Here is a 17,403-nt window from a genome sequence, read left to right on the forward strand (position 1 = left end):
CGCACATGACCCAACCCAGCTATACCCGCGGTCGCCAGGACCGCCCCTTGCTTACTCAAACCATTGGCCAGGCCTTCGACGCGACCGTGGCGCGCCTGGGCGAGCAGGAAGCCTTGGTGGCTCGGCACCAGCGCCTGCGCTACAGCTGGCGGCAACTGGCGGAGCAGGTCGAGTCGTGTGCCCGGGCGCTGATGGCCCTTGGGATCGAAACCGGTGACCGCGTGGGCATCTGGGCACCCAACTGCGCGCAGTGGTGCATCCTGCAGGTGGCAACTGCCAAGGTGGGCGCCATCCTGGTCAACGTCAATCCGGCTTACCGGGTGGGTGAGCTTGAGTACGTGCTGCGCCAGTCAGGGTGCAGCTGGCTGGTCTGTGCCGACGCGTTCAAGCATTCCGATTACCACGCCATGGTCCATGCCTTGGTGCCGGAGTTGGCGACCGCAACACCCGGTCAGATCAGCAGTGCCGCGCTGCCTGCCTTGCGCGGGGTCGTAAGCCTGGCCAACGACCCGCCTGCTGGCTTCCTGCCGTGGGAGACACTGGCCACTTGGGGCATGTCCGTAAGCCGCGAAGCGTGCACGGCTCGGCAAAACAGCCTGCATTTCGACCAGCCGGTGAACATCCAGTACACCTCTGGCACCACCGGCGCGCCCAAGGGCGCTACCCTCAGCCACTACAACATTCTGAACAACGGCTTCATGGTTGGCGCAAGCCTGGGCTTGACTGCGCATGACCGCATGGTGATCCCGGTGCCCTTGTATCACTGTTTCGGCATGGTCATGGGCAACCTGGGCTGCATCACCCATGGCACCACCATGATCTACCCAGGCGACGGCTTCGACGCCGAGTTGGCCTTGCGCGCCGTGGCCGAGGAACGCGGCACCATCCTGTACGGCGTGCCCACCATGTTCATCGCCATGCTCGATCATCCGGCCCGCCAGCGTATGGACCTGTCGTCCTTGCGCAGCGGCATCATGGCCGGCGCCACCTGCCCGATCGAGGTCATGCGCAGGGTCATCGACCAGATGCACATGGCCCAGGTGCAGATCGCTTACGGCATGACTGAAACAAGCCCGGTGTCGTTGCAAACCGGCCCGGATGATGACCTGGAGCTGCGCGTCACCACTGTGGGCCGTACCCAGCCGCAACTGGAAAGCAAGATCATCGACCCGCAAGGCGCAACGGTTGCGCGCGGTGAAACCGGGGAGCTTTGCACGCGCGGCTACAGCGTGATGCTGGGTTACTGGGATAACCCCGAGGCCACGGCCAGTGCCATCGACGCGGCCGGATGGATGCACAGCGGTGACCTGGCGGTGATGGACGAGGCGGGCTATGTGCGCATCGTCGGGCGCAACAAGGACATGATCATCCGCGGTGGCGAAAACATCTACCCGCGTGAAATAGAAGAGTTCTTCTATACCCACCCGGCGGTCGCCGATGCCCAGGTCATTGGTATCCCGTGCAGCCGCTACGGCGAGGACATCGTCGCCTGGGTCAAGCTGCATCCAGGTCACCAGGCCACTGCCGAGGAGCTGCAGGCCTGGTGCAAATCCCGTATCGCCCACTACAAGGTGCCCCGCCATATCCGCTTCGTCGATGAATTTCCCATGACGGTGACGGGCAAGGTGCAGAAGTTCAGGATGCGGGAGATCAGCGTGGCTGAACTGGGCAGGGTCGAGTAGAAAGGTCAGCGACACAGGGTGACTTTTGATCGAAACAACGCAGCCGACGCGCCACGGGCAAAATTGACAGTCGTCGACTTCAATCGCCCGCCGTTAGCGTAGTGCCGTTCACCTGGAGCCGCTCAGCGGCCCCAGCGATCTTGAATGAACAGTCTTACGCCTTTATCGGGGGTTCTTGACTGGGTGGGTCACCCACGGTTGGTGGCACGGTCGGCTGAATCGGCAGGTCATCCGGGTCACGCTCAGGCTCTGGGGGCGGGAGGTTGGGATCGTCAATGTTCGGATCGGGCGTTTCCGGGGGCGTTGGGAGCGTCATGGCCATGCCTCTTGCGGTTGAGTGAACCTGTCCTGCAGCGTTCGACCGCTGGTGCTTCGAATCAATTCATTTTTGAACCCAGGCTTGGTCGCCGCGCTCTCAATCCTTACCGCCACCAGTCCCAGGGAGCAAGGCCTGATGTCTTTGAACGAGCCCTTCGAAAGCGTGCCCACGGCAAATGATCATCCGGACCAGGTCATCAGCCTGTCCCAGGCCTTGATGGCACCGCGTATCGCCATAGAGGATACCCAGCCGGTGCTCGACGGCGGCGCCTTTGCCGCCAAGGCCATCAGCAACCAGCCGGTTTCGGTCAGCACCAAGGTATTCACCGACGGCCACGACCGGATGGCTGTGGTGTTGAACTGGTGCCAGGCCGGTAGCCGTCGCATTCATTGCGTGCCCATGACTTCGCCCGGCAATGACCTGTGGCTGGCAGAATTCACCCCCACTGAAATCGGGCCGCATGTGTTCAGCATCGAAGCCTGGATCGACCCCTACGCCACCTACTGCTACGACCTGGAGAAAAAGTTCAATGCCGGCGTCGGCGTAAAGCTTGAACTCGAGGAAGGGCGGTTGCTGCTGGGCAAGGGCATCGAATTGAGCAGCGGCGCCTTGCGCGAGCAATTACAGGCGCTGCAAGCCACCTTGCAGACGCTGCCCGAGGATGAACAAGTGGCCCTGCTGCTGGGCGCCGAGGCATCGCAGATGATGGCCGCCGCCGAACACCGCAGCTACCTGACCCGCAGTTGCAACTACCCGCTGGATGTGGACCGCCCGGCCGCGCAATTCGCCAGCTGGTATGAGCTGTTCCCCCGTTCGATCACCGATGATCCCCAGCGCCATGGCACCTTCAACGATGTGCACCAGCGCCTGCCGATGATTCGCGACATGGGCTTCGACGTGTTGTATTTCCCGCCCATTCACCCCATTGGCATGCAGCACAGAAAGGGCCGGAACAATTCGTTGCAGGCCCAGCCGGGGGATCCTGGCAGCCCCTACGCCATTGGCAGTGCCGACGGTGGGCACGATGCGATCCACCCCGAACTCGGCACGCGTGAAGATTTCCGTCGCCTGGTATCGGCGGCAGCCCAGCACGGTCTGGAAATCGCCCTGGACTTCGCCATCCAGTGCTCCCAGGACCATCCGTGGCTCCAGGAGCATCCCGGCTGGTTCAGCTGGCGCCCGGACGGCACCATCCGCTATGCCGAGAACCCGCCGAAGAAGTACCAGGACATCGTCAACGTCGACTTCTACGCGCCCGATGCCGTGCCTGGGCTGTGGATCGCCCTGCGTGATGTGATCATCGGTTGGGTGGAGGAGGGCGTGAAAACGTTCCGGGTGGACAACCCGCATACCAAACCCCTGCCGTTCTGGCAGTGGCTGATCGCCAATGTGCGCAGTCGATACCCGGACGTGTTGTTCCTGGCTGAGGCGTTCACCAAGCCCGCCATGATGGCCCGCCTGGGCAAGGTCGGCTATGCGCAGAGCTACACCTATTTCACCTGGCGCAACACCAAGCAGGAGCTGAGCGAGTATTTCGAAACGCTCAACCAGCCGCCGTGGAGCCAATGCTACCGGCCGAACTTCTTCGTCAACACGCCAGACATCAACCCGTTCTTCCTCCAGCAAAATGGCCGGGCCGGCTTCCTCATCCGGGCCGCACTGGCGACCATGGGGTCGGGCTTGTGGGGCATGTACTCGGGCTTCGAACTGTGCGAAGCGGCAGGGCTGCCGGGCAAGGAAGAATACCTGGACTCGGAGAAGTACGAGATCCGCCCGCGTGACTTTACCCAACCGGGCAACATCATCGCCGAGATCGCCCAGCTCAACCGTATCCGCCGGCAGAACCCGGCCCTGCAGAGCCACCTGGGCCTGACGCTGCTCAACTGCTGGAATGACAACATCCTGTATTTCGCAAAGCGCACCCCCGCCCGTGACAATTACATTCTCATCGCCGTGAGCCTGGACCCGCACAACGCCCAGGAAGCCCATTTCGAACTGCCGTTGTGGGAGCTTGGCCTTGATGACGGTGCCGAAACCCACGGGGAGGACCTGATGAATGGTCATCGCTGGTCGTGGTACGGCAAGACCCAGTTCATGCGCATCGAGCCTTGGCATCAGCCATTCGGTATCTGGCGAATCAGCAAAGTCAGCTGAGCGTGTCAGGGAGCGGGCGCGCCCGCTCTCTGACGGGTTTTTACCGATCAAGCATTCAGAGGAATGGTACATGGCCAAGCGTACCCGCCCGGCAGCCTTCATCGACGACCCGCTGTGGTACAAGGATGCGGTGATCTACCAGTTGCACATCAAGTCCTTCTTCGATGCCAACAACGACGGTATCGGTGACTTCGCCGGGTTGATCAGCAAGCTCGACTACATCGCTGAGCTGGGCGTAAATACCTTATGGCTGCTTCCGTTCTACCCCTCGCCCCGGCGCGACGACGGCTACGACATCGCCGAATACAAGGCGGTGCATCCGGACTATGGCACCTTGGCCGACGCCCGCCGCTTCATTGCCGAGGCGCACAAGCGCGGGCTGCGGGTAATCACCGAGCTGGTCATCAACCACACCAGCGACCAGCACCCGTGGTTTCAACGTGCCCGCCACGCCAAACGTGGCAGCAAAGCCCGTGACTTCTATGTGTGGTCCGATGACGACCACAAATACGACGGCACCCGCATCATCTTCCTCGATACCGAGAAATCCAACTGGACCTGGGACCCGGTGGCAGGCCAGTACTTCTGGCACCGGTTCTATTCCCATCAGCCGGACTTGAACTTCGACAATCCGCAGGTGCTCAAGGCTGTGATCGGCGTGATGCGTTTCTGGCTGGACCTGGGCGTCGATGGCTTGCGGCTCGACGCCATCCCGTACCTGATCGAGCGCGACGGCACCAACAACGAAAACCTGCCCGAAACCCATGGTGTGCTCAAGGCGATCCGGGCCGAGATCGATGCCAATTACCCTGACCGCATGCTGCTCGCCGAGGCCAACCAATGGCCGGAGGACACCCGCCCTTACTTCGGCGAAGGCGACGGGGACGAATGCCACATGGCGTTCCATTTTCCTCTGATGCCGCGCATGTACATGGCGCTTGCGATGGAAGATCGCTTCCCCATCACCGACATCCTGCGCCAGACCCCGGAGATTCCGGCCAACTGCCAGTGGGCCATCTTCCTGCGTAACCACGATGAGCTGACCCTGGAGATGGTCACCGACCGTGAGCGCGACTACCTCTGGAACTACTACGCCGAAGACCGCCGCGCCCGGATCAATCTCGGCATCCGCCGCCGCCTGGCGCCGCTGCTGCAGCGCGACCGGCGCAGGATCGAGCTGCTCACCAGTCTGCTGCTGTCCATGCCAGGTACACCGACGCTGTACTACGGCGATGAGCTGGGCATGGGTGACAACATCTACCTGGGTGATCGCGACGGTGTGCGTACGCCCATGCAGTGGTCGCCTGACCGCAACGGCGGCTTCTCCCGCGCCGACCCACAGCGGCTGGTGCTGCCACCGATCATGGACCCGCTCTACGGCTATCAGACGGTCAACGTCGAAGCGCAGAGCCACGATCCCCATTCACTGCTCAACTGGACCCGTCGCCTGCTCGCCGTGCGCAAGCAGCAGAAAGCCTTCGGCCGCGGCACGCTGCGCACCCTGACACCCAGCAACCGACGCATCCTTGCCTACATCCGGGAGTTCACCGATGCCGATGGCCACACCGAGGTCATTCTCTGTGTCGCCAACGTGTCCCGCGCAGCCCAGGCTGCGGAACTGGACTTGTCCCAATACGCCGACAAGGTCCCCGTGGAAATGATCGGGGGCAGCGCCTTCCCGCCCATCGGGCAGCTGCCGTTCCTGCTGACCTTGCCGCCTTATGGCTTTTACTGGTTCGTGCTGGCTGCCCACGATCGCATGCCCAGCTGGCACAACCAGCCTACCGAGGGGTTACCGGAATTGACTACATTAGTGCTACGCAAACGTCTGGAAGAGCTGCTCGAGTCGCCTTCACGCGACGCCCTGCAGTCCACCATCCTGCCCCAGTACCTGCCCAAGCGGCGTTGGTTCGCGGGCAAGGAAGGGCCTATTGATCAGGTCGACCTGAGCTATGGCGTGCGCATGACCACGGCCGGCACGCCCGTGCTGCTCAGTGAAATCGAGGTGATCAGCGACGGGGTGACAAGCCGCTACCAGCTGCCGTTCGGCCTGCTGCCCGAGGAGCAGATCAGTACGGCATTGCCGCAGCAGTTGGCCTTGTCGCGCGTGCGACGGGCCAATGAAGTGGGCCTGATCACCGATGCCTTTGTGCTTGAGCCGTTCGTTCGCGCGGTGCTCAAGGCCTGTCAGGAAGGCCTGCGCTTGTCCTGTGGGAATGATCAGGGCGAGCTGCATTTCAACCACACCGAACAGTTGGCTGGCCTGGCACTGGGTGATGACAGCCCGGTGCGCTACTTGAGCGCCGAGCAGTCAAACAGTTCGGTAGTGGTGGGCGATTCGGTGGTGCTCAAGTTGATCCGGCGGGTCAATGCAGGCATTCATCCAGAGCTTGAAATGAGTGCTTATCTCACCGCAGCCGGCTTTGCCAACATCTCGCCATTGCTGGCTTGGGTCAGTCGCGAGGATGCCCATGGCGCACCGCACCTGTTGATGATCGCCCAAGGCTATCTGAGTAATCAGGGCGATGCCTGGGCCTGGTCCCAGAACACCCTGGAGCGCGCCATTCGCGACCAGATGCAGCCCTCCAGCAACGAAGGTGAACCGCATACCGACGCGGTCAACGAGCTGCGCGACTTCGCTTCCCTGCTCGGCCAGCGCCTGGGCGAGATGCACCTGATGCTCGCGGCACCTACCGATGACGAGGCTTTCGCGCCTTATCCGAGCACTGCCGAAGACAGCGAGCGGTGGAGTGCACAGATCAGCACAGAGCTGACCCATGCGCTGGATGTGTTGACGCAGCACCGTGACAAGCTCGACGCGGAAAGCCAGGCATTGGTCGATGACTTGCAGCAGCAGCGCGACGGGCTCGCCCAGCGCGTGGCCGAACTGGCACAGCAGGCGCAGGGCGGCCTGTTGATGCGTGTGCATGGCGACCTTCACCTGGGCCAGGTGCTGGTGGTGCAAGGCGATGCCTACCTGATCGACTTCGAGGGGGAACCGTCCAGGCCACTGGAAGAGCGCCGGGCCAAGCACAGCCCGTACAAAGATGTCAGCGGTGTGTTGCGCTCTTTCGACTATGCTGCTGCGATGATCCTGCGCAGCGCCTCTACCGTGGACCTTTCCGAGCCGGCGCGACAAGCTCGGCAGCGGGTGGCCCGACAGTACCTTCACCAGTCCCGGCATGCATTCATCGAGGCTTATGGCCTGGCCACCGCGGCCATGCCCCACGCCTGGGAACACGCCGAAGGCGAGCGTGCGGCACTTGAGCTGTTCTGCCTGGAAAAAGCGGCATACGAAATAACTTATGAAGCCGAAAACCGTCCAAGCTGGCTGGCCGTGCCTTTGCATGGCCTGCATGGACTGATCAGTACCTGGGGAGAGTCAGAATGAACGTTTCAACGCGTGAAAACGGCGGTCTTGGCCAACGGGACCTGGATGCCCTGGCGCGCGCCGAGCACGCCGATCCTTTTGCGGTACTGGGGCCTCACACCGATCCTGCAGGCGGCGTGACCATCCGCGCCTACCTGCCCAATGCCCTGGGCGCCCGCGTGCTGGCGCGCGACGACCAGCGCGTGCTGGCGGACATGCAGCCCGGCGCGATACCTGGCCTGTTCACCGCGCACCTGGACCAGGCGCAACCCTATCAGTTGCACATCAACTGGGCTGGCGGCGAGCAAGTCACGGAAGACCCCTATAGCTTCGGCCCGCAGCTTGGCGACATCGACCTGCACCTGTTCGCCGAGGGCAATCACCGGGACCTGGCAGGGCGTTTCGGTGCCCAGCCGGCACAGGTCGACGGGGTGGACGGGGTGTGCTTCTCGGTATGGGCACCCAATGCGCGCCGGGTATCGGTCGTGGGCGAGTTCAACAACTGGGACGGTCGTCGGCACCCGATGCGCCTGCGCCACGGTGCCGGGGTCTGGGAGCTGTTCATTCCACGCCTGGGCGTGGGTGAGACCTACAAGTTCGAGGTGCTGGGCAAGGATGGGATCCTGCCGCTCAAAGCCGACCCCTTGGCCCGTGCCACCGAATTGCCGCCCAGCACCGCTTCCAAGGTGGCCGGTGCGCTAGCCCATGAATGGCGCGACCAGCAGTGGATGGACGAGCGCGCCCAGCGCCACGCCTACGGCGCGCCCTTGTCGATCTACGAACTGCACCCCGGGTCCTGGCGCTGCGAGCTGGACGAAGCTGGGGAGGTGGGGCGTTTCTACAATTGGCGTGAGTTGGCCGAGCGCTTGGTGCCCTACGTGCAGGAGCTGGGTTTCACCCATATCGAGCTGCTGCCGATCATGGAGCACCCCTTTGGCGGCTCGTGGGGCTACCAGCCCCTGTCGATGTTCGCCCCGACGTCGCGCTATGGCACGGCAGAGGACTTCGCCGCCTTCATCGACGCCTGCCACCAGGCACGCATCGGCGTGATCCTGGACTGGGTGCCGGCGCATTTTCCCACGGACGAACATGGTCTGGCGCGCTTCGACGGCACGGCCCTCTACGAATACGACAACCCGTTCGAAGGCTATCACCAGGACTGGAACACGCTGATCTACAACCTCGGCCGTAACGAGGTGCGGGGCTTCATGATGGCCTCGGCGCTTCACTGGCTCAAACACTTCCACATCGACGGGCTGCGGGTAGATGCCGTGGCGTCGATGCTGTACCGCGACTACTCGCGCAAGGCCGGTGAATGGGTGCCCAACCGCCATGGCGGGCGTGAGAACCTCGAGGCCATCGACTTCATCCGCCACCTCAACGGCGTGGCGGCGCATGAAGCGCCGGGTGCCTTGATCATTGCCGAGGAATCGACGGCCTGGCCTGGCGTGAGCAAGCCAACCGAAGAAGGTGGCCTGGGTTTCCACTACAAGTGGAACATGGGCTGGATGCATGACTCGCTCAGCTACATCCAGAACGACCCTGTGCACCGTGCTCATCACCATAACGAGATGAGCTTCAGCCTGGTATACGCCTACTCCGAGCACTTCATCCTGCCGATCTCCCACGACGAGGTGGTACACGGCAAGCGCTCGCTGATCGACAAGATGCCGGGCGATCGCTGGCAGAAGTTCGCCAACCTGCGTGCCTACCTGGCCTTCATGTGGATGCACCCGGGCAAGAAATTGCTGTTCATGGGCTGCGAGTTCGGCCAGTGGCGCGAATGGAACCACGACCACCAGCTGGACTGGTACCTGCTGCAGTATCCGGAGCACCAGGGTGTACAGCGCCTGGTGGGCGACCTGAACCGCCTGTACCGCGATGTGCCTGCCCTGCATGAACAGGACTGCAAGCCCGAGGGCTTCCAGTGGTTGATCGGGGATGATGCGCAGAACAGCGTATTCGCCTGGCTGCGTTGGAGCAGCGCGGGCGAGCCAGTGCTGGTGGTTGCCAACTTCACGCCCGTGGTGCGTGAGGGCTACCGCATCGGTGTGCCGTTCGGGACGCAATGGCAGGAGCTGCTCAACAGCGATGCCGAAGCCTATGCGGGCTCCAATGTGGGTAACATGGGCACGGTCGCCTCGCAGCAGACCCCCTGCCATGGTCAGCCGTTGTCGCTGGCGCTGAACCTGCCTCCGCTGGCGATACTGGTGCTCAAGCCGGTCTGATCGTCAGCTACCCGCGGGCGTTCTGCCCGCGGTGGCTTTACCGCACTGGCCGGCCGTCATAGTCCGGTTGAAGGTGTAGAGCGTGCCTGCCGCAGGCTCAAGCGGTAACAGTCGAACCACCAGAAAAAACCCGCCGGGCAATCCCTGTCTGAGATGGCCCGGCGGGTCTGTAACGACTCCGTCACGCATTGCGCGTGACGTATGCGTTTGCCATCACTCTTCGCTGTGCTGGAGCACCATCAGCGCCACCGAGCGCCCTGTCAGGTCAAATGAGCTGTCGAATGGCAGGTCTTCGGGTTTGCGCAGTTGTGGCCGGTCTGTATCCATCACGCAGCTCCAGTGTTCGCCCTCTGGAACGCTGGGCAGTTTGAACGGCACGGTATCGTGGTGGGCGTTGACGATCAGCAACACGGTGGACTCCGAACCTGGACGGGCAATGCCACTGACCTGCGCACGACCATCGATCAGCATGCCCAGGCAGCGACCGTTAGGGTCTTCCCACTGTTCAACGCTCATCTCGTTGCCATCGGGCGCCAGCCATGTCACGTCCTTGACGCCGATTGCCTCGTTGTAATCGCCCACCAGGAAGCTTGAACGCCGCAGCACCGGATACTTCTGGCGCAGACGGGTCAGGCGCTTGACGAACGCCAGCAGTGCCTGGCCTTCTTCATCCAGATCCCAGTTCACCCAACCGATTTCGCTGTCCTGGCAATAGGCATTGTTGTTGCCGTGCTGGGTGCGGCTGAATTCATCGCCGGCAACGATCATCGGCGTGCCCTGGGCAAACAGCAGGGTCGCGAAGAAGTTACGCATCTGGCGCATGCGCAAGGCGTTGATTTCCGCATCTTCGGTCGGGCCTTCGGCGCCGCAGTTCCAGGACAGGTTATTGCTGGTGCCATCCTGGTTGTTCTCGTCGTTGTCCTCGTTGTGCTTCTCGTTGTACGACACCAGGTCGCGCAAGGTGAAGCCGTCGTGGGCAGTGATGAAGTTGACCGACGAATACGGCCTGCGGCCGCGGTTGTTGAACATGTCGCCAGAGCCGGTCATGCGGGCGGCAAAATCGGCCAGTTGGCCCTCGTCGCCCTTCCAGAAAGCGCGCACGGTGTCACGGAAACGGTCGTTCCACTCAGCCCAGCCCGGTGCGAAATTGCCCACCTGGTAGCCACCTGGACCACAGTCCCATGGCTCGGCAATCAGTTTGACCTGCCGCAGCAGCGGGTCCTGGCGGCAGGCTACGAGGAAGCTGTGACGCTCACTGTAGCCGTCGTGGTAGCGACCCAGAATGGTCGCCAGGTCGAAGCGGAAGCCGTCGACATGCATCTCGCCTGCCCAGTAACGCAGCGAATCGGTCACCAGTTGCAGGACGCACGGATGGCTCAGGTCCAAGGTGTTGCCGGTGCCCGAGTCGTTGATGTAGTAACGCTTCTGGTCGGGCATCAGGCGGTAGTACGACGCGTTGTCGATGCCGCGCATGGAGAGCGTGGGGCCCATCTCGTTGCCTTCGGCGGTGTGGTTGTAGACCACATCGAGGATCAGCTCCAGGCCCGCGTCGTGCAGGTGCGCCACCATCTCCTTGAATTCGGCGATCTTGCCGCTGGCCAGGTAGCTTGGGTGCGGTGCAAAGAACGCGATGGTGTTGTAGCCCCAATAGTTGTTCAGGCCCTTGTCGAGCAGGTGCTGGTCATTGACGAATGCATGGATGGGCAGCAGCTCGATGCTGGAGACGCCCAGGTCCTTGATGTGCTTGAGCAGCTCGTCGTTGGCCAGGCCCGCGAAGGTGCCTTGCAGGTTCTCAGGCACGGCCGGGTGGCGCTTGCTGATGCCCTTGGTGTGGGCCTCGTACACGACGGTCTTATCCCAAGGGGTTTGGACACGGTTGTCCCGGCCCCAGGTGAACGCCGGGTCGATGACCTTGCACTTGGGCACGAAGGGGGCGCTGTCGCGCTCGTCGAACGACAGGTCACCGTCTGGGTGGCCAATGGTGTAGCCAAACAGCGCCTCGGACCATTTCAGCTCACCGACCAACTGCTTGGCGTAGGGATCGATCAGCAGTTTGTTGGGGTTGAAGCGGTGGCCGTTTTCAGGCTCGTAAGGGCCATGCACGCGATAGCCGTAGATCAGGCCCGGGTGCGCGTCAGGCAGATAACCGTGATAGATCTCGTCGGTGTATTCAGGCAGCTCGATACGCTCGAGCTCTTTCTCGCCGGTGGCGTCGAATACGCACAGCTCGACCTTGGTGGCGTTCGCCGAGAAGATGGCGAAGTTCACGCCCAGGCCGTCCCAGGTGGCGCCGAGGGGGTAGGGTAAGCCTTCGCGAATGCGCGACGGTGCAACGGAGCGGGTTTTCTTTGCGGTGCGCGGGCTCATGGCAATCCTCGAATGGCCTTGTCTGGAAAATAAGGTTGGGTACTGCAACGGCCTTGTCGTCATCAGGCCTGGCAACCGAGGTGCTCGGTGCCAGTGCGGTGCTGAAGACGGCAGGGCCGTGGACGGTTCAGCTAGCGGTCGGCTTTTTCGGTGCGCGTGGCTTCTTCGAAGCCGCAGGCTTCACCCCTGGCAATGCAGCGACTTTAGGGTCAGCTGGAGGCTTGGGTGCAGCAGCGGCCTTGGGCTTGGCAGGCGCCTTTGGCTTGGCCGGGGCCTTGGCTTTGGCCCCAGGGGCTTTGGCTTCGGCTTCCGCCAATTTGCGGGCCATGTCCCAGTGACGTTCTTCCTCGCCGTGTGGCTTACCTTCCGACTCCCAGATCTGGTAGGCAAACTCGCGTATGCGTTTATCATCGACACTCATATGACGCTCCTGAATGCTAGTTATCTTCGATCAACAGATTGACTGGAAAGTCCGACAGCACAGCACACACCATCAACTCTCTTACAGGGCTGACAACGGCCCCACCGAAAAGTCCAGTCGAATTGGCAGGTGAGAAGTCGAACGGCAATACGACCCGGGTATCTTCCCAGTTCTGTGGGGGTACTTGAGGGCTCTGTGCCGCGCCCAGCAGACCGCTGGCCAAGCGCGGCGCGACGATCACGGCGCGTTGTGCGTCGCCCAAGCGGGCGAAGGCGACGACCTTGTCGGCATGGCGCCCCTTGACGGTCAACGGCAGGTAACTGCCCCGGCGGAACAGCTCCGGGTTGGCCATGCGGCAGTCGAGCACGCGGGCCACCAGCGCCTGCTTTACCCGGCCGTCATGCCAGTGGCTTAACAACGCGTCGAGCGGCGCAGCCTCTGCCAAGGTGCTGCGTCGAGCGGGATAGTCGACGGGCCGGCGGTTGTCTGGGTCCACCAGGCTGAAGTCCCAGTATTCGTTACCCTGATACAGATCAGGCACCCCTGGCACGGTCATGCGCATGAACGCCTGCACCAGGCTGTTGAGCGCACCCGGGCAACTGATCAGCTGCGCCGCCTCGGCGATGGAGGTGCGCAGGGGCAGGGCATCGGCCTCCAGCAGTAGGCCTTCGAGATAGCGAGCACAGCCCTTTTCGTAGGCTTCGTTGGGGGCGTTCCAACTGCTGCGCAGCTTGGCCTCGCGCAGCGCTTTCTGTTGCCACTGACCGACACGCTCGGCGTATTGCTTAAGGCCTTGGCCGTCATCGACGGCAAGGCCCAACGGCCAGGTGCCCAACAGGGTCTGGAGCAGCAGCATTTCATCACCAGGGCTCGGCGCCAGCCCATCCTCGAGCGGTGTGCGCAATGGCGCTGCCAGCTCGCGCCAGTGCGCCATGCGGCTGGCCAGCCAAGGCCCGCGCTCGCTCAGCACAGCCAGGCGGGCGCGCGTGTCTTCACCGCGCTTGTGGTCATGGGTGGCGGTGGCCAGCAGGTTGTCCGGGAAGTCCCGCAGGCGTCGCTGAGCCTCGTTGTGGAAGTGCTCCAGCGGAGCGCTGAAGCGTTCGGCCTCAAAGCCCACATCGTTGCGCGAGAGCAACCTTGCGCTGCGGTAGAACGCGGTGTCTTCGACGGCCTTGGCCGCGCTGGGGGCCGTCAGCTGCTGGAAGCGTACGCAGGCGTGGCGCAGTTGCTTGCGGGTACGGCCAGGTGGCAGCTGGCGCCAACCTTCGCCGCCCAACCATTTTTCCAGTTGCTCGAGCAAGGGCCAGTCGGCCTCGCTCAGGTCCTGGCGGGCATCGGCCAGGGCCTGCTGGAAGAATGCCTCATCCTCGGCCGGGCGGCCGCACGCGTTGAAGTAGGTGCGGTAAACCGGGTAGTGCGCGACCAGTGCCTGCAGGGCGCGACGAATGGCACCCAAGGATAAATCGCGGGTCATCAGGTCGTTGCGCGCAACCTGCAGCAGGGCTTGCGCCACCGATTCGCAGTCACCTGCCAAGCTTGCGTTGAGCACCAGATGGCGCGCCAGGCGCACTTCTTCGGTAAACGCGGGGCGCTCGCTGACCGTCGACCACAGTTCGGTCAGCGGGGCCTCACCGGCCGGGTCGTGCTGCAACAGCGAGACCTGGTTCATGAACTCGTAGCCGGTGGTGCCATCGGTGAGCCAGTCGCGGTGCAGATGCTCATCGACGCCCAGGATTTTCTCGACGTAGATGGGGAAGTGCTCCACGCCAGCGTCCAGTGGGCGGCTGGCCATCAGGCTGTCCACGCGTCGGCGCAGCTTGCGGCAATAACCGCGTGGGTCTGCCAGGCCGTCGATGTGGTCAATGCGCAGGCCATCGACCAGGCCGCGTTCAATCAACTCGAACAGCTTGGCGTGGGTGGCTTCGAACACCACCGGGCGCTCGACCCGCAAACCGCCCAGCTCATTGATGTCGAAAAAGCGCCGCCAGTTGATGTCGTCGGCAGCGGTGCGCCAGCTGGCCAGGCGATAGGTCTGACGCTCGAGCAGCAGGTGCAGGCGCTTGAAGCCGGCCTCGCTGCGGCTGTCGAATGCCACCAGGGCCGAGGCCAGGTCGGCGCCTTCGCGCACCCGACGGGCCAGTTCGGCTTGCAACGGCGCGGCATCGTCAAGCGGGGTGGCGGACTCGCCAAGGGCGGTGAACTGTTCGGCCAGGCTGGTCAGGGTCGGGTCAGCGCTGAGCGCCAGCACCCAGCCGTAATCGACCGGGCAGATCGGGAAGCGGTGCTCATAGTGAGCGATTTGCAGTACCCCCTGGTCGGCGTCGAATTCCAAGGGGATCTGGCCTTCCTTCAGCGCTACACCGTAATCGCTGCCCAGGAACGGCAGCAGCAATTGGCCAGCCAGCAGCGGGTCGGTGGAGTGCCACTGGATATCGAAGAACTCCGCATACGGGCTGCGGCGCCCCCAGGCCAGCAGGCTCTGCCACCAGGGGTTGTCAGCGCCGCCAACGGCCATGTGGTTGGACACGGTGTCCACGATCAGGCCCATGCCATGCTGGCGCAGCGCTTTGACCAGGCGCTCGAGCGCCGCTTCGCCGCCCAGTTCCGGGTTGACCTGGGTGGGATCGACGACGTCGTAGCCGTGGCGCGAACCTGCGCGGGCCTTGAGGATCGGCGAGGCGTACAGGTGGCTGATGCCCAGTTGGGCAAAGTACGGCACCAGCGGCAGGGCATGGTCCAGGGTAAAGTCGCTGTGAAACTGCAGGCGCAGGGTCGCGGTAAGCGGTTTCATCGGTCGCGCTCCCATGCCTGCTCGCGCGCTTGCGCCAGCACTTCCAGGCGCCGTGCGGCATCCTTGTCGTCAAGCATGTGGCTTGCCGCCTCGGTAAAGCGGCGGCGCCAGTTGGGATGCCCTTCGGTGGTGCCGGGCATGTTCGGCTGTTCTTCCAGACCCAGCAGGTCTTCAAGCGGGACCAGCACCAGCGGAGCTTTGGTGTGGCCTACATAACCAATCGCGGCATCGATCACGGCAGTGTCGTCCTTCAGCGGGCCATAGTGGGTTTCAAGCGTGCGGCGCAAGCCGTCGTGTTCTTTGCGGCGGTCATCGCGCCATTGCTGCTCGGTGGATTCATCAATCAAACCCAGGCGCCGGCTCCATTCGACGTCGCGGTTTGTCAGCCAACCTGCCACGGTCGCCAGGTCATGGGTGCCGGTGGTCGCCAAGGCGTCGTCGGGCCACTGTAGCTGGGGGGTGAATTGGCCTGGGGAGGTCTGCTCGAAGGGCAGCACGCGCATGCCCAGGATGTTTTTCTGCGCCAAGGCCTCGCGTAGACCGTCCGGTACCGTGCCCAGGTCTTCACCCAGGATGATTGCACCGTGGCGGCTGGCTTCGAGCGCCAGCAAGCGCAGCATGTCTTCGAGCGGGTAGTACAGGTAGGCGCCTTCATTGGGTTTGCAGCCGCGCGGGATCAGCCAGAGCCGTTGCAAACCCATCACATGGTCGATGCGCAGGCCACCGGCGTGGGCAAGGTTCGCACGCAGCATCTCGATGAACGCGCGGTAGCCGTTGCGCTTGAGCCCTTCGGGCGAGAACCCGCAGATGCCCCAGTCCTGGCCCGAGCGATTGAGGATGTCAGGTGGCGCGCCAACGGTAAGGTTGGCCAGCAGTTCGTCCTGGCGGCTCCAGGCCTGGCTGCCAGCGCCATCGGCGCCAACGGCAAGGTCGGCAATCAGGCCCACTACCATGCCGCTGCCTTTGGCAGCCTCCTGGGCGCGCTGCAGGCTGCGCTCGGTCAGCCATTGGCAGAACGCGTGAAACTCCACCCTGGCCGGATAACTTTCGGCCAAGGCGCGAACTTCGGTCCCAAATGGGTCGCGCCACGCCTCTGGCCAGTTGCGCCAATCAGCGCCATGGCCTTTGTCGACCGCCTCGGCTTGCAGTACTTCAAAACGGCAATGGTGCTCCAGCGCCTCGCCTGCGGCCTGGCGATAGCTTTCGAAATCGGCGCGTTGCGGGTGATCGCCTTGGCTGAAGTGCTGGTAAAGCGCGTCCAGCAGCTTGTACCGGGCATCGGCTGCGCGCGGCCAGTCCACCAAAGGCTCTTGCTCGAGCGAGGTCAGTGTCTGCTCCAGGTGGCAGGCCTCGATAGCCAGGCGCACGGTGCGCTCACCCAGGATGGCCGCCGGGCTTGCGTAAAGCGTATTGAGCAGCAGCCTGCTCGATGGCGAGTAGGGGCTATAGTGCTGCTGATCGAAGGCCGACAAGGCATGGATAGGGCTGATCGCCACTGCATCGGCGCCCCGTTCAGCGGCACTGCGTACCAGTTGCTCGAGGGCCATGCAGTCGCCGTAGCCCCCATCGCCTGGGCGGCGCAGACTGTAGAGCTGCGCCGACAAGCCCCAGCAGCGCGCGGGGGCCGCCTGAACCAAGTCATGCAGCGATGGGCAAGCGGACGGGGCGACAGCGAGCGTAAAGCGGTGCTGGGCCACCTCCAGTTGGTGATAGCCGACCGGCAAATCACCTGGCAGGTGGGCCTGGGCATCAAGCTGCAAGTCGATGCTGCTGCTATCTTCCAACTGTCCGCGCACGCCGGCCTGCGCTGGGAAATACCGCGAGAGGTCGAGCGGCTTGCCCTGGTCGGCAGTGAGCAGCGGCGGAACGTGTTGTGCGTCGTCGCTACGTTCGAGCCTGGACAGGCTGTCCTGCAATTGCGCCTCGTCGCTAGCCCTATGGCCAAGGGCTTCAAGCAGTTTGCGCAGTACCTCATCGGTCACTTGCTGCGGTTTGTTGTTGGCATCCACCCAGTCGCGGGCAAGGCCCGCGCGCTGAGCGAGCCGGTGAAGCAGGGAATCGCTCATTGCAT

The 17,403-nt window shown here is 63.3% G+C and carries 8 protein-coding genes; 4 read left to right on the forward strand and 4 right to left on the reverse strand.

What is annotated here, in order from left to right; genetic code table 11:
• Positions 1 to 5 precede the first annotated feature (5 nt).
• From ACF8GB_RS04370 to glgB, 4 genes are all read left to right on the forward strand, one after another.
• Entirely contained in the window at positions 6 to 1,682 is a 1,677-nt protein-coding gene (locus tag ACF8GB_RS04370) for an AMP-binding protein (protein ID WP_392526610.1), read from the forward strand.
• Between the two features lie 454 nt (positions 1,683 to 2,136).
• Complete coding sequence (locus tag ACF8GB_RS04375; RefSeq protein ID WP_196126910.1) at positions 2,137 to 4,155, forward strand: alpha-1,4-glucan--maltose-1-phosphate maltosyltransferase; 2,019 nt, start codon at positions 2,137 to 2,139, stop codon at positions 4,153 to 4,155.
• 70 nt (positions 4,156 to 4,225) lie between these two features.
• Positions 4,226 to 7,546, forward strand: a complete 3,321-nt coding sequence (gene treS, locus ACF8GB_RS04380; RefSeq protein WP_392526611.1) for a maltose alpha-D-glucosyltransferase — start codon at positions 4,226 to 4,228, stop codon at positions 7,544 to 7,546.
• Positions 7,543 to 9,753 carry a 1,4-alpha-glucan branching protein GlgB gene (glgB, locus tag ACF8GB_RS04385; protein ID WP_392526613.1) on the forward strand — a complete coding sequence of 737 codons (2,211 nt, stop codon included), beginning with the start codon at positions 7,543 to 7,545 and terminating at the stop codon, positions 9,751 to 9,753. Before treS ends, glgB begins: the two co-directional genes overlap by 4 nt.
• Positions 9,754 to 9,966: 213 nt before the next feature.
• Here the strand turns inward: glgB and glgX are convergent, their stop codons facing one another.
• The 4 genes from glgX to malQ form a co-directional block, all read right to left on the reverse strand.
• A complete protein-coding gene (gene glgX / locus ACF8GB_RS04390) occupies positions 9,967 to 12,120 on the reverse strand; it encodes a glycogen debranching protein GlgX (RefSeq protein WP_196125891.1) in 2,154 nt (717 codons plus the stop codon).
• A 127-nt stretch (positions 12,121 to 12,247) separates the two neighbouring features.
• Positions 12,248 to 12,541 carry a DUF2934 domain-containing protein gene (locus ACF8GB_RS04395; RefSeq protein ID WP_058605048.1) on the reverse strand — a complete coding sequence of 98 codons (294 nt, stop codon included), beginning with the start codon at positions 12,539 to 12,541 and terminating at the stop codon, positions 12,248 to 12,250.
• A gap of 16 nt (positions 12,542 to 12,557) precedes the next feature.
• Positions 12,558 to 15,332: a malto-oligosyltrehalose synthase gene (locus tag ACF8GB_RS04400; RefSeq protein ID WP_392526614.1), complete on the reverse strand. Its 2,775-nt coding sequence runs from the start codon at positions 15,330 to 15,332 to the stop codon at positions 12,558 to 12,560.
• On the reverse strand, positions 15,329 to 17,398 hold the full coding sequence (malQ, locus tag ACF8GB_RS04405; protein WP_145254942.1) for a 4-alpha-glucanotransferase: 2,070 nt from the start codon (positions 17,396 to 17,398) through the stop codon (positions 15,329 to 15,331). The genes ACF8GB_RS04400 and malQ overlap by 4 nt, the downstream gene beginning before the upstream one ends.
• Positions 17,399 to 17,403: the final 5 nt, after the last annotated feature.

The organism is Pseudomonas sp. xss_4, assembly GCF_043104125.1.
In the GTDB taxonomy this organism is placed as follows: Bacteria; Pseudomonadota; Gammaproteobacteria; order Pseudomonadales; family Pseudomonadaceae; genus Aquipseudomonas; species Aquipseudomonas parafulva_B.